Source organism: Kocuria sp. WRN011 (assembly GCF_002295155.1).
Taxonomy (GTDB): domain Bacteria; phylum Actinomycetota; class Actinomycetes; order Actinomycetales; family Micrococcaceae; genus Kocuria; species Kocuria carniphila.
The window spans coordinates 196,042-209,607 of the sequence record NZ_NSGI01000004.1 but is presented as its reverse complement, the minus strand read 5'-3'; the positions used below and the strand labels follow the sequence as shown (position 1 = coordinate 209,607).

The following is a 13,566-nucleotide window of genomic DNA, read 5'->3' as shown; positions in this document are numbered from 1 at the left end:
AGCCGGACCCCGGGTCTCTGTCTCGTTGTTCTCGGACGTCAGCCCCGCGGGGTGATCCCCAGACTGCGGCCGGCCAGATTACGACCCTGCTCGTCCAGTGCCTTGGCCACGGTCCAAAGGTGTTTGGCGGCCGGAGAATCCGGGTTCGCCCACACTGCGGGTTCGCCGCGATCGGCGGCCTCGCGCACGGTCACGTCCAGCGGAATCTCCCCGAGCAATGGCACGTCATAATCCAGGCGTTCGGTCAACGACGCCGCAATGGTCGCCCCGCCGCCCGCGCCGAACACTTCCATGCGCGTTCCGTCCGGTAGAACCATGGCGGACATGTTCTCGACCACGCCCGTGACCTTCTGATCGGTCTGCTGCGCCAGCGCGCCCGAGCGCTCGGCCACGGTCACCGCGGCGTGCTGCGGTGTGGACACCACCAGAACTCCCGAATTCGGCAGCAACTGACCCACCGAGATCGCAATGTCACCGGTGCCCGGGGGCAGATCCAGCAGCAAGTGATCGAGATCCCCGAAGTGTACGTCCGTGAGGAACTGCTCCACCGCACGGTGCAGCATGGGTCCGCGCCACGCAACGGGCTGGGAAGGGTCCACGAACATCCCGATCGAAATCACTTTGATCACGCCGCGGTTGGCCCGGCGCTGGGAGGCGCCCGGAGCGGCGTCGTCGAAGGGGATGGTGAGATCGGTGGGGACCTCCACCACGGGTGGCAGGATCATATCGCCCACGCGCGTGGGCGGCTGGGTGATGCCGAGCAGTCCCGGGACCGAGAAACCGTGGATGTCCGCGTCCACAATGCCCACCGTGCGGCCCATCGCAGCCAGCGCGGCGGCTATGTTCACGGTCACGCTCGATTTGCCCACACCACCCTTGCCGCTGGTCACGGCGTGAACGCGCGTGAGGTTGCGGGGGTCGGCGAACGGGTTGGACTTGCGGTGCCCGAGCTTCACCTGGAGTTCCTCGCGCTGGGCCGGGGTCATCACGCCCACCTCGACGGACACGTCCGTGACGCCGTCGACGGCGCTCAGGGCCTCGGTCACGTCCGTCTCGATCGTGCCCCGCATGGGGCACCCCGAGATCGTGAGGAGAATGGTGACCCGTGCAGTGGTGCCATCCAGGTGGGCGGACTGGACCATGCCCAGTTCGGTGATGGGCCGGCGAAGCTCCGGGTCGATGACCTTGTCGAGAGCCTTGCGCAGCAGGGGATCGAGTGATTGTGGATCGATGGGGGAGTTGGTCATGAATCCTTACCGTCCGCAGCGTTGGGCACCACGGGGATGGCCGTGGTCGGCGGCTGGTTCTTTTTCTTCTTCTTGCCCTGACCGGGTTCCTTCTTGGCCGACTTGGCCTCCTCCGGTTGCTCGCCCTGGTTATTGCCCTGGGCCTCCAAAATCTCCTCGAGCAGGGAACGCAATTCGGAACGAACGTAGTCTCGGGTGGCCACCTCACGTAGCGCGATGCGCAGAGAGGCGATCTCCCGGGTCAGGTACTCGGTGTCCGCCAGGTTCTGCTGGCCGCGCTTGCGATCCTCCTCTGCCACGACGCGGTCGCGGTCGTCCTGGCGGTTCTGGGCCAGCAGCAACAGCGGGGCGGCGTAGGAAGCCTGGAGGGAGAGCATCAACGTTAACAGGGTGTAGTTGAGCGCGCGCGGGTCGAACTGCATGCTCTCGGGTGCCAGGGTGTTCCACCCGAGCCACACGAACACGAAGATGGACATCCACAGCAGGAACTGCGGGGTGCCCATCCACCGGGCGAACGTCTCGGTCAGCTGACCGAAGGAATCCGGGTTCGGGCGGAATCGCTGGAAGAAGTTGGGGCGGTGCTCCCGGGGCTGGTCCAGTGGGACCGGGGCGTACTGGGAGGACAGATTGCGTTTGGGTTCACTCATACCGCTTACCCACCTTCCGGATCGGGGTGCCGTCGTCATAGGTGCGCCAGTCATCGGGCAGCAGCGCGTCGAGCACGTCGTCAATGGTCACAGCTCCCACGAGTCGATCGGCGTCGTTGACGATCGGCAGGATGGTGAGGTCGTAGGAGGCGAGTTCGCGAGCAACCTCTTCCAAGGAGGCCATGTCGGACACGGGCTCGATGGATCGGTCGATCAGGTTCCCGATGGCCTCGGGCGGGGGATAGCGCAGGAGTCGCTGGGTGTGCACGAAGCCCAGGTACTTACCCGTGGGGGTTTCCAGGGGCGGACGGCACACGAGCACCGCCGAGGCCGCGGCCGGGATGATTTCCTCCTGGCGGATGTGCGCCAGAGCCTCGGCCACCGTGGCTTCCGGTGACAGCACGATGGGCACCGGGGTCATGAGCGAACCGGCGGTGCCTTCTTCATAGGTCCGCAGACGGCGCACGTCCTCGGCGTCCTCCGGTTCCATCATGGTGATGAACTTCTCGGCGTCCTCGGGTGGCAATTCGTTGAGGAGGTCGGCGGCGTCGTCCGGGTCCATTTCCTCAAGCAGCGTGACGGCACGCTCGTTCCCGAGGTTGGTCAGGATGAAAACCTGGTGCTCCTCGGGAAGCTCCTCCAGGACGTCCGCGAGGCGTTCGTCCTGCAGCTCGGCAGCGATCTCGAGCATGCGCTTCTCGGGCATGCCGCGCAGTTCGTCCGCGATGTCCGCCGCCTGGTCCTCTTCGTGCTGGGAAATCCACTGCGTAGCCGGTTGATGACCCGCGTTGGACGGATCGTCCGTGTCCTCCCAGTCCACGATCAACGTTTCACCCCGGCGGCGGATCAGGCCTCCGGCGCTGCTTGAGCGCCGGACGAACAGCTGGGTGATCTGCCAATCGCCGCGGTTACCCACCTGTTGCATGGCCATGTCCTCGACGGTCGCGGTGCCGGAACCGTCCAGCAGCACCACGGTGCGGTCGAAGAGCTCGCCCACAGCCAGCGTCTCCGCTCCGCGCTGCTCGAACCGGCGGAGATTCACCAGGCCGGTGCAGATGATCTGATCGGCGTCGATGCTGGTCACTCGCGTCATGGGTACGAACACGCGTTTCTTGCCGAGTACCTCCACCACAAGGCCCACCACAATGGGGCGGGCCATGGACTGACCGCGACCACCGGGGCGCAGGAGCACCACGAGGTCGCGCAATCGCCCCAGTCGGTCACCGAGCGGGTCGAAGACGTCCAGGCCGATCAATCGGGCCACGAAAATTTTGGAGAGGTTTGTGCTCACTGTCCCAGCCTAATGAACGGGGGCAGCTGAGCAGCATTCGCGCCGCTGAGATTCCGATGACAGGCCCCGGATGTTCACCGGTCGCGATGTTCCAGGGGTTTCCCTGCGGCCTCCTGGGAAACTACGCGAGAATGGGACGCATGAGTTATTCGTCCAGGGGCCCCATGACACTGTCCACCACCGCAGAGATCCCGCGCGGTGAAGCCATCGGCCGGTACACGAGCTATGCCGATGCGCAGAAGGCCGTGGATCACCTGGCCGACCAGCAGTTCGAGGTTGCCAAGATCTCGATCATCGGCAGCGATCTGAAGTCCGTCGAGCAGGTGACCGGTCGCCTGTCCTATCCCAAGGTGGCGCTCCAGGGTGCGCTCAACGGCGTGGTGTTCGGTGCGTTCTTCGGTCTGTTGATGTCGCTGTTGGGCGGCATGGATCTGGCCCAAGCGCTCTTGCTGCCCATCATCATGGGTGGTGCCTTCTGGATGCTCCTGGCCACCATCACCTACGCGATGCAGCGCGGTAAGCGTGACTTCACCTCGACCAACCGCATCGTGGCCGGAAGCTACGAAGTGATCGCGGCCCCGGAGGTCGCGGGAGAAGCCCGACATGTTCTGGGTGGACTCAATTTGCGACAGGCTCCGGGTTCCCGTCCGCAGCAGGGTAGCTGGAACCAACCCCCGCAGGGTCCCAACGGTCAGCGCGGCCAGTGGGGGCCGCAGGGTCAGTGGGGACCGCAGGGTCAGAACGGGGCACAGGGACGACCCGGACCGCAGGGCCCCAATATTCCGCAGGGATACTCCGGCCCGTACGGCGGTCAGCCGGGTCCTCACCAGCCGGGAACGCAGCAGGGTCAGCAGGGTTGGAATGCCGGGCCGGGCCAGCAGGGTGGCGCGCCGCAGCAGCAGGGCAGTCCGAATGCTCCCGCACCCCAGGCTCAGCAGGGACAACCCGCCTACGGTCAGCGCGTGCAGGGCCAGCCCCCGCAGCAGCCGGATTCCAATCGCTCCGCCAAGTTCCCCGACCTGCCGGACGGCCGTCCGCAGTACGGCATCCGCCTGGAACCGGAAACACCGGTGCAACCCCAGGGTGCGCCGCAGCATCCGGCCCAGAGCCAGAGCCCGAGCCAGAGCCAGAGCCAGAGCCAGAACCAAGCAGCGGCCCCCGGCCAGCCGGAGAACCGCCATCAGCCGCAGGATCCGAACCGGCCACAGCAGGGGTCATCGCCCGCCGGTGCCCCGTGGTCCAAGGGAGACCCAGGGGCCCGGGGTTCCAAGGACGCGGACGGGGATTCCGACCGCAGCTAGCTCCACGGCGATCGATGTCGAGGGGAGGGAGCCGGAAACGTCGACTCCTCGAAACACCCCTCCACCGAAGAACCGCGGTGGGTTACTCCTCGTGAGTGACCCACCGCGGTTCGTGTATGTCGGGTCCTCGGACCGCGTGACAGATCCGAGGAGTTCCGCTTATGCGTTGGCCGAGCGGTTCCAGATCCCCTGGATCCAGGTCTCCACGTCCTCGGGGGAACGCGGGAGGGCCTCGGAAAGGTTTTCGTTGCCGTTCTCGGTGATCAACACGTCGTCCTCGATGCGCACGCCCATGCCCCGGTACTCCTCTGGGATGGAAAGGTCCTCGGCCTTGAAGTACAGGCCGGGTTCGATCGTGAACACCATGCCGGGTTCGATGACCGCGTCCAGGTAGAGCTCACGCTTGGCCTGGGCGCAGTCATGCACGTCCAGACCCAGGTGGTGGCTCGTGCCGTGCGGCATCCAGCGACGGTGGTGCTGGCCGGCCTCGGACAGGGACACATCCGCCGATACCGGCAGCAGGCCCCATTCCTCGAGCCGCTGGGCCAGGACCTTCATGGCGGCCGCGTGCACGTCGCGGAACTTGTTGCCGGGCACGGCGATCTCGAAGGCGGCGTCGGCGGCGTCGAGCACGGCCTGATAGACCTTGCGCTGGATGTCCGTGTAGCTGCCGTCGACCGGCAGGGTGCGAGTGAGGTCCGCCGTGTAGAGCGACTCGGCCTCGACACCCGCGTCCACCAGGATCATCTCGCCGGGCTTGACCGACCCGTTGTTGCGGATCCAGTGCAGCACCGTGGCGTTGTTTCCCGACGCCGCGATGGTGTCGTAGCCCAGGTCGTTGCCTTCCAGCCGGGCGCGGGAGAAGAACGCGCCCTCGACCACGCGTTCGCCGCGCTCGCCACCGATCGCGCGGGGCAGGACCGCCACGATGTCCTCGAAGCCGCGAATCGTGGCGTCGACCGCGTGGCGCAGCTGACCGATCTCATAGTCGTCCTTGATGAGGCGCAGCTCGCTCAGCGCCTCCGTGAGGTTGGCGTCCTTGGCATCGGACTGTTCCAGGTCCACACCGGTGTTCAGGCGGGAGGTGTCCACCAGAGCGTCCATGTTCAGGTCCACGTCGCGCACCAAGCGGATGGTCATGCCGCCCAGGGCCGCGTTGCCGGCGTTGACCGTCACGGCGTCCTCAAGGCCCGAGAGGTCCTCGGTGGGCAGATCGAACTCATCGGAGAGCTGTTGCAGGGTGGGGCGCGGACCCACCCAGAACTCACCGTTCTTGGCGTCAGCGTAGAACTCGTCCGAGTCGCGGCCGGCCATCGGGTGGAAGTACAGGGTGGCGGTGTGGCCGCTGCCGTTATCGCCCTGGCCGTCCTCGGTGGGCTCCATGACCAGAACAGCTTCCGGCTCGTGGTCCACACCCATGCCGGTCACGTGCGCGAACGCAGAGTGCGGCCGGAAACGGTAATCGGTGTCGTTGGAACGCACCTTGGGAGCACCGGCCGGAATCACCAGACGCTCGCCGGGGAACAAACGAGACAGCTTGGCGCGGCGCGCGGCGGCGTATTCGGCGACCTCGGAACGGGCGGTGTTCGTGGTTTCGGGAGCGGCCCACCCGGACGCCATGAATTCACGGAAGGCATCCGTGTTAGGGCGCTGCGAGCGGTTGTCCACGCGCTGCTCGAGCGGCTGTTCCTCGCTGTCCTGGGACGCTGCGGACGGGGTGACGTGCTGGGAGCTTTCGCTCATGTACGTATTCATCTCCTTGGTGCGCTGTATCGCTGGAATCGTTGCTTCCATGGTGCCACGCGGGTCAAATGAGACGCTGCGGGTATCGTTGCCAGTGATGCGCATCGACCTCCACACCCACTCCATCGCGTCGGACGGGACCGAAACACCCGCCGACGTCGCTCGCTCGGCCAAGGCCGCCGGTCTGGACGTTTTCGCGTTGACCGATCACGACACCACCGCGGGCTGGCAAGAGGCCGGCGACACCGCCGTCGAACTGGGGCTGGCTTTCGTTCCTGGCATGGAAATCACGTGCACCACGTCCAATGGTGTGTCGGTGCACATGCTCAGTTACCTGCACGACCCCACCTACGAACCCTTGTGGAATGCGGTGGAGTCCTCTCGCTCCGGGCGGCTCAGCAGGGCCAAGCGCATGGTGGAGCTGCTCTCCGCCGACTACGACATCTCATGGGACGATGTCCTGCGCCACGTGGGGACGGACGCGACCGTGGGTCGCCCGCACATTGCGGACGCACTCGTGGAACTGGGCATCATCTCCAACCGTTCCGCGGCATTCTCCGACATCCTGTCGGGTCGTTCGCCGTACTACGTGCGGCACACGACCATGGACCCGGTGGAGGCCATCAAGCTCGTGCGCGCCGCCGGCGGTGTTCCGGTGTGTGCACACCCCATGGCTCCCACACGGGGCCGGATCCCCACGACCGCGGACTTCAACGCCATGATCGACGCCGGGTTGGCCGGCCTGGAAGTCGCCCACCGGGACAACCCGGACGAGACCCGGGCGATCCTCATGCAGATGGCGGCGGACCATGATCTGATCGTGACCGGTTCCAGCGACTACCACGGCAAGGGCAAACCGAATCTGCTGGGGGAGAACTCCACGTCCGTGCAGTCGCTGACCCGCATCAGTGAAGAGGCCACCTCGAGCGTCGAGGTGCGCTGGCCGTAAGTGCGACTCGGTACGGCGAACCGCTGGGGCGGAATACAGTGGCGTCTCAGCAGCGAGTGCGCAGCATCTAGCGGTCAGCGGCACGAGACGCGCCAGACGCGCCAGACCGGCGTACGCCGGTCAAGCGGTTCAGGCCCAGGGCTACTCTGCCAGTCCGTGACGCCCGCCGTACCGCGGTGACTCGGGTTCACTCCAACCACGCGTGAGTTCCGGATCCAGCGAGTAGACCGTGACCGCCAAGGGATGACAGTTGCCGACCGGGTCCTCGCTGTCCTCCCCGAACATCGGCGCGGAGAGATCGCCGCCGGGGCACGCGGACAGGGCCACCAGAAGATCCTGCTCGGCGAAGAACTCGGAGTAGTCGCCGGGTCGAGCGGGGCAGGTCTTCATGAAGTACTCGTCGCGCTCATTGAGTCCGGTGCACTGGAAGACGTTGAGCACGTCGTGCACGTCGAACTCGGTGAGCCCGAACGGCAGCACGGCGCGGGTCAGATTCGAGTGACAGTGGTAGTCGAAATCCGCGTTGTTGAGCATGCGTGAAACGTACGGATCGCAGCGTGTGCCCAGGGTGTCGTGGACGCGCCCGCCCTCACCGTCCACCCCGTAATCGGACAGTGTGTCGCCCACGATGGTGGCCATGGGTCGCAGGAACGGCAGTGTGGACCACAAACGATCGAACGTGCTGACATGGGCTGCCTGCAGCTGACGGGTGCGTGAGGCCCAGAACCGCTCGCGAGGATCATGCCGGTTCCACAGATTGAGGTCTCCCACCTGCGGGCCGTCCACCGTGGAGATCCGGCACACGTGACCCGCGGGGACTTCCCACGCGCGGCCCGAGCGAATCGGGACGGTCAGTTCGTTCACGACCGTGCGCCGACCGGTGTCCTGGCCGATCCGGCCGTAGAAGTCCCGGTCGACCTGCAATGCAGGTCCCTGATAGGCGGCTTCGGTCAGTCGGTGGTCCGGAGTAGCTGGCACGATGGCTGGCTCGCTTCGCTGCGTCGTGGGTGGAACGGCTCAAAGCCGGAACGGTACGTGCGCGACCGTAGCATCAGACCGTGTGCACGGGAGTATCGGGCAGGCGCTCCGACATGATCTCGACGGCCTCCGGGTTCACATCCACGCACACGAATTTGCGACCGAGGAGCTGGGCTGCCGCGCCGGTGGTTCCGGAACCGGCAAAGAAGTCCAGCACCCAGTCACCGGGTCGCGAGGACGCCGCGATGATGCGACGCAGAATTCCCACCGGTTTCTGCGTGGGGTAACCGGTCTTCTCCTTGCCGGTGGGGGAGACGATCGTGTGCCACCACACGTCGGTGGGAAGTTTGCCGCGGGCAGCCTTCTCCGGTCCGACCAGGCCCGGTGCCATGTACGGTTCCCGATCCACCTCGGCGGAATCGAAGTGGTACTTCTTGGGGTCCTTGACGTAGACCAGGATCGTGTCGTGTTTGGACGGCCACTTCCGAGTGGATTTACCACCGAAGTCGTAGGCCCAGATGATCTCGTTCAGGAAACTGTCCCGTCCGAACAGCGCATCCAACATGATCTTGGCATAGTGCACCTCGCGGTAGTCCAGGTGCAGATACAGCGTGCCGTCGTGGGTGAGCAATCGCCGCGCCTCGACCAGCCGCGGTTCCAGAAACGCGAGGTAGTCGGCGAACGAGTCGTCGTAGCGGCGCAACTGCCCCATGACGGTCTCGTAGGACCGGCCGGAGAACCCCACGCGATCGCCCTCGCCGTCCGCCACGGGGATGGACTTGGTGGTTCGGCGCACCTGCGCCCGGCCCGTGTTGAACGGCGGGTCCAGGTAGATCACGGTGAAGGACTCGTCCGGGAGCGTGCTCAGCACAGCCAAGTTGTCACCTTGAATGATGCAACTGTCCCCGTGGGGATCGAACCGGAACGAGTCCTTCTCCGTCAATTCGCGTTACTCCGCGCCGGGGTTGACCTGCTGGGCGCCACCCTGCTGCCCGTTGCCCTGGTTCTGGCCCTGATTCTGGCCGGAGGGACGACGGCGACGACGACGCCGCTTGCGGCCACCGTCCGTGGCCTCCACGGTCTTTTCGCGCTCGACCTTCTCACGCTGGGCGCGAGGCTGATCGTTCTCATCCTTGCGGGGCGCATCGGAGGAGTTTTCGCTGCGACCGCGACCACCGCGACCCCGACCACCCTGGCGGGTGCCCGACGAGCGGGAGTCGCCGCTGCGGCGTCGTGAATCCGAGCCCTCACGCGGGGAACGGGACTTCTTGCCGGGCTCGCCCAGGTCCTCGAGCGTCTCCGCGTCCAGACCCTCGTGGGTGCGCTGAGCCTTGGGCAGCCGACCCTTGGTGCCCTTGGGGATGTTGAGTTCGGTGAACAAGTGCTCGGAAGACGAATAGGTCTCCACGGGCTCCGGAACACCCAGCTCGAGGGCCTTGTCGATCAGACGCCAGCGGGGCACATCGTCCCAGTCGACGAAAGTGACGGCCGTACCCTTATTTCCCGCGCGGCCGGTGCGACCGGTGCGGTGCAGGTAGGTTTTCTCGTCCTCGGGGCACTGGAAGTTGATCACGTGCGTGACGTCTTCCACGTCGATACCGCGCGCGGCGACATCCGTGGCGACCAGGACGTCCACCTTGTTGTTACGGAACGCGCGCAGGGCCTGCTCACGAGCGCCCTGACCCAGGTCGCCGTGTAGCGGGGCTGCGGCGAAACCGCGGTGGATCAGCTCGTCGGCCAGCTTGGCGGCGGCGCGCTTGGTGCGCGTGAAGATGATCGAGCGACCGCGACCCTCGGCCTGCAGAATGCGCGCCACGACCTCGTCCTTGTCCAGGTGGTGGGCGCGGTAGATGACCTGGCGGATGTCCTTCTTGGTGCTTCCCTCATCCGGTGCGGCGGCACGGATGTGCATGGGGCGGGACATGTAACGGCGGGCCATGGCAACCACGGGGCCGGGCATGGTGGCCGAGAACAGCATGGTCTGGCGGACCTCGGGAACGGCGCTGAGCAGCTTCTCCACATCCGGGAGGAAGCCCAGGTCCAGCATCTCATCGGCCTCGTCCAGCACAACCAGGCCCACGTGGCTCAGATCCAGGTAGCGCTGACGGTTGAGGTCGATCAGACGACCCGGGGTGCCCACGACGACCTCTACGCCGCGCTTGAGCTCCTCGATCTGGGACTCGTAGGCGCGGCCACCGTAAATGGTGGCCACGCGGGCGTTGCGGGTCTTGGCGGCCACGGCCAGGTCGTTACCGACCTGAACGGCGAGTTCGCGAGTGGGGACCACGATCAGGGCCTGCGGGGCCCCGGGGTTCTTGAGCTTGTCCCAGCCGGCGTCATCGCGGCCGATCACGCGCTGCAGGGCGGGAATGCCGAAGCCCAGGGTCTTGCCGGTGCCGGTCTTGGCCTGTCCGATGATGTCCTGACCGGACAGTGCCACGGGCAGCGTCATGGACTGGATGGGGAACGGCGAGGTGATGCCGTGATTGGCCAGTGCATCCACGATGTCCTGGCGTACGCCGAAGTCCGCGAACGTCTGTGTTACTTCGGGTTCAGCGGTTTCGATGGCCTGGGTTCCGGCCTCGTCGGTGTCCGGGCCGTTGGGCTCGGTGGTTACGGTAATTTCGGTCACGATGGTCCTTTGTTTCGGGTACATCGCGGGGCCCGTCACCGGCGCACTCGTGACCGTCCCGTGAGGGGATGGGGGGCGAGAACGCCGGGGGCCGCCGCGCGGCGAAGTGGAAGCCGATCGTGAAACAAATGCAGATCCGGGGCTCACGGAGCGTTGCGGTCAGCAACCCTGCCGGGCCGACTCGGACTAGCGAAAAGTGAACGTTACGGTCTCAACCGACGACCGGTCATCCTGTCAACGTTTCCCAGTGTAACCGCCAGAAGCGGAAAGCACCGCCTCGTGAGTATGAGGCGGTGCTTTCACACGTTCGGCGGCCAGAGACTCTGCAGACCCGAAATCAGCTCTGCGGGAGCGGAGTGAAACCCACGTGACGTTTGGTCTCGGTGCCGGTTTCCACGTAACCGATCTTCTCGGAAGGAATGACCGTGGTTGTTCCCTTGGAGTCCTTCAAGACCAGGGGAGTGCCGGAGCTGAGGGCTTCGGTCACCTTGGCCTCGACCTCTTCGGCGGTCAGGTCTGCGTTGACCGTCAGTTCACGACCCACGTTCTGGATACCGATCTTGATGTCCACGTCGGTTTACCTCCTGCTTGGTTGAGGGGTGCAGCTCGCCCGGCGAGACTGACACCTGTGATTGAGAGCCAGTCTAGGAGTGGCCTACTTCCAATCCTCATCGAGGATGCTGATTCCGCCCCAGGCTAAACGGAACACTTGTTGTTGAGCTTCCTGCCGGGTGGCACTTTCCGGGTGCTGGGCCCAGTACACCGCCGCCGTCTGCACCATTTGCACCAGGCCTCGGCCGAGCATCGCGGCTTGGGTGTGGGGAATACCCACGTTCGGGCCGAGCACGGACGCGATGATGCCGGCAATGCCGTCGTAGAAGTTGTTGAGCCTGTCCGCGACCTCGGGGAACGCCAACAGGTCCGCGCTGAAGACCAAGCGGTGGGCCTGCGGTTGATGTTCCACGAACTCGAAATGGGTGTCGATCATGGACTCCACGCGGATTCGATTCACATCACTGGCCGCCAGTGAATGATCCAACTTGGCGGACAGGTCCACCAATGTGTACTCCACGAGCGCCAGATACAGCTCCCGCTTGCCCGGGAAGTGCTGGTACAGAACCGGCTTCGAGACGCCCGCGGCGGCTGCAATGTCGTCCATGGACGTGGTGTGGTATCCACCGTCCGCGAAGGCGTTCAGCGCGGTTGTGAGCAATTGATCGCGGCGGTCTTCCTTGGCCATCCGCGGCGCGCGAGAGTAGTTGGAGGTACCGGCGACTGTTTGTTCCGGTTGGCTATTCGGTTGCAGATTCAATGTGGTCCTCCTCGCGGCGGGAGCCCCCGCCTTGTGATTAGCCGACCGCGCGATTCTGCGCAGTAGTCGAGGGGGATTGATCCGCGGGGGGATTCTGCTGGGATTCGCGATGGGCGGGGGCACCCACCTCGATTCCATACAGCGCTTCCAATCCGGTGATGTATTCGTCAGCACGGCCCTGTGAGGCCAGTTGCTTTGCTCGAACGGTGGGAGTGTGCAACAGCGAGCGGACCATCCGGCGCAGGGCCATTTCGATCTGGTCCTCGGCGCCGGTGCAGCCGTGGTGGGAACGAACCTTTTCCATTTCGGCGTCCAGGACGGCCATGGTGTGCTTGCGCAGCGCGACGATCGCGTCGTCCATGGCGCGGGCGTTCTGGGCGGCCTCGAACTTCTGGGCGGCCTGGTTCACGATGTCGCTGGCGGCGGCCACGGACTCTCCGGTTTCATCGGGGGCGGCCACGCGGACGGACTCGAGGGTGATGAGTTCCACGTGCGGCAGGTCTGCAATGGCGGGGTCGAAGTCGCGGGTCAGGGCCAGGTCTACCACGGTGCGGGGGCCTCCCGGGAACGACGAGGCGGACATGGGGGAAGATCCTCCCGAGCAGCCGATGATCACGTCCGCGCGGCGCAGGGCCGCGGGCAGCTCGGCGTCCGAGACGGGGCTTCCACCGCGCTGGTCGGTGAATTGTTCGGCGCGGCCGGATCCGGAGTACACCTCGATGTCCGCGCAACCACGATCGCGCAGGGCCGCCATAGTGGCTCCCGCGTACGCACCGGTTCCGAAGACCAGGGCGCGGCGCTCGGGCCACGAGCGGGCGGTGATGTCATCGGCGAGATCCAGGGCCACGGAGACTATGGAGCGGCCCCGTTCACCGAGCTCGGTGCGCGAACCCACTTCGCGGGCCGTGCGGGCGGCGGACTCGAACAACTGCACGAGATGACCGGAAACGGTCCCGGACTGCTGGGCCTGGTTCAACGCACGCCGGACCTGACCGGTGATTTCGCGTTCGCCCACAACGGCCGATTCCAGTCCTGAGACCACAGTGAACAGGTGCTGGGGGACCTCAACCCCGGTGAACGCGTCCATGGTTTCCAGAACGAACCGTTCGTCCAAGCCTGCTCGTTGGGCAATGCGCTCCACGATTTCCTGCTGGGCGCGGGCCACCTGACCCGCGGGGTCTCCGTGCTGGTCGGTCTTGAGCTCACCGTAGAGCTCCAGCCGGTTGCACGTGGACAACGTCACGGCGCCGTTCAAGGCGCCTTCGGAGACCGCTTCTTCAGCCACGCCCAGGGCACCGGTACTGAGCCGTGCGACCGTGTTGAGGTCGACGGAGCGGTGCGAGGCGACAAGACAGAAAAGGACCACAATCCAGCCATTCTAGACGAATTCTTCTGGTGCTCTCAGCATAACCATGCCGTAGGCGACTTGCCCGGATGTGGACAGGTCGTCAATAAAACTCCCATGT

The 13,566-nt window shown here is 65.5% G+C and carries 12 protein-coding genes; 2 read left to right on the top strand and 10 right to left on the bottom strand.

The window, feature by feature from the left end; translation table 11 throughout:
- Positions 1 to 38: 38 nt before the first annotated feature.
- Genes CKW39_RS07155 through CKW39_RS07145 form a run of 3 tightly spaced genes read right to left on the bottom strand, consistent with a single transcriptional unit; the run spans position 39 to position 3,185 of the window.
- Positions 39 to 1,247: a P-loop NTPase gene (locus CKW39_RS07155; RefSeq protein WP_095797447.1), complete on the bottom strand. Its 1,209-nt coding sequence runs from the start codon at positions 1,245 to 1,247 to the stop codon at positions 39 to 41.
- A complete protein-coding gene (locus tag CKW39_RS07150; protein WP_095797446.1) occupies positions 1,244 to 1,894 on the bottom strand; it encodes a DUF1003 domain-containing protein in 651 nt (216 codons plus the stop codon). The genes CKW39_RS07155 and CKW39_RS07150 overlap by 4 nt, the downstream gene beginning before the upstream one ends.
- Positions 1,887 to 3,185, bottom strand: coding sequence for a magnesium transporter MgtE N-terminal domain-containing protein (locus tag CKW39_RS07145; protein ID WP_095797445.1), 1,299 nt, complete (start codon positions 3,183 to 3,185; stop codon positions 1,887 to 1,889). Before CKW39_RS07145 ends, CKW39_RS07150 begins: the two co-directional genes overlap by 8 nt.
- Positions 3,186 to 3,325: 140 nt before the next feature.
- Between CKW39_RS07145 and CKW39_RS07140 the strand changes: the two genes are divergently transcribed.
- Positions 3,326 to 4,486, top strand: coding sequence for a general stress protein (locus CKW39_RS07140; RefSeq protein WP_216823158.1), 1,161 nt, complete (start codon positions 3,326 to 3,328; stop codon positions 4,484 to 4,486).
- Positions 4,487 to 4,645: 159 nt separating this feature from the next.
- On the opposite strand, the gene CKW39_RS07135 is transcribed toward CKW39_RS07140, so the two are convergent.
- The gene (locus tag CKW39_RS07135; protein ID WP_095797444.1) at positions 4,646 to 6,229 is read right to left on the bottom strand and encodes an aminopeptidase P family protein; all 1,584 of its coding nucleotides are present in this window, start codon (positions 6,227 to 6,229) and stop codon (positions 4,646 to 4,648) included.
- 97 nt (positions 6,230 to 6,326) lie between these two features.
- Between CKW39_RS07135 and CKW39_RS07130 the strand changes: the two genes are divergently transcribed.
- Positions 6,327 to 7,178: a PHP domain-containing protein gene (locus CKW39_RS07130; protein ID WP_095797443.1), complete on the top strand. Its 852-nt coding sequence runs from the start codon at positions 6,327 to 6,329 to the stop codon at positions 7,176 to 7,178.
- Positions 7,179 to 7,319: 141 nt separating this feature from the next.
- Here the strand turns inward: CKW39_RS07130 and CKW39_RS07125 are convergent, their stop codons facing one another.
- The 6 genes from CKW39_RS07125 to CKW39_RS07100 all read right to left on the bottom strand — a co-directional run bounded on the left by CKW39_RS07125 (position 7,320) and on the right by CKW39_RS07100 (position 13,466).
- Positions 7,320 to 8,156 carry a DUF1989 domain-containing protein gene (locus CKW39_RS07125; protein ID WP_202976178.1) on the bottom strand — a complete coding sequence of 279 codons (837 nt, stop codon included), beginning with the start codon at positions 8,154 to 8,156 and terminating at the stop codon, positions 7,320 to 7,322.
- A 73-nt stretch (positions 8,157 to 8,229) separates the two neighbouring features.
- On the bottom strand, positions 8,230 to 9,027 hold the full coding sequence (locus CKW39_RS07120; protein ID WP_371514662.1) for a site-specific DNA-methyltransferase: 798 nt from the start codon (positions 9,025 to 9,027) through the stop codon (positions 8,230 to 8,232).
- Between the two features lie 78 nt (positions 9,028 to 9,105).
- Positions 9,106 to 10,788 carry a DEAD/DEAH box helicase gene (locus CKW39_RS07115; RefSeq protein WP_371514628.1) on the bottom strand — a complete coding sequence of 561 codons (1,683 nt, stop codon included), beginning with the start codon at positions 10,786 to 10,788 and terminating at the stop codon, positions 9,106 to 9,108.
- 337 nt (positions 10,789 to 11,125) lie between these two features.
- Positions 11,126 to 11,359 carry a DUF3107 domain-containing protein gene (locus CKW39_RS07110; RefSeq protein ID WP_095797440.1) on the bottom strand — a complete coding sequence of 78 codons (234 nt, stop codon included), beginning with the start codon at positions 11,357 to 11,359 and terminating at the stop codon, positions 11,126 to 11,128.
- Between the two features lie 84 nt (positions 11,360 to 11,443).
- Entirely contained in the window at positions 11,444 to 12,100 is a 657-nt protein-coding gene (locus tag CKW39_RS07105) for a TetR/AcrR family transcriptional regulator (RefSeq protein WP_129699963.1), read from the bottom strand.
- Positions 12,101 to 12,137: 37 nt separating this feature from the next.
- Positions 12,138 to 13,466, bottom strand: a complete 1,329-nt coding sequence (locus tag CKW39_RS07100) for a glutamyl-tRNA reductase (protein ID WP_095797439.1) — start codon at positions 13,464 to 13,466, stop codon at positions 12,138 to 12,140.
- Between the last annotated feature and the right edge of the window lie 100 nt (positions 13,467 to 13,566).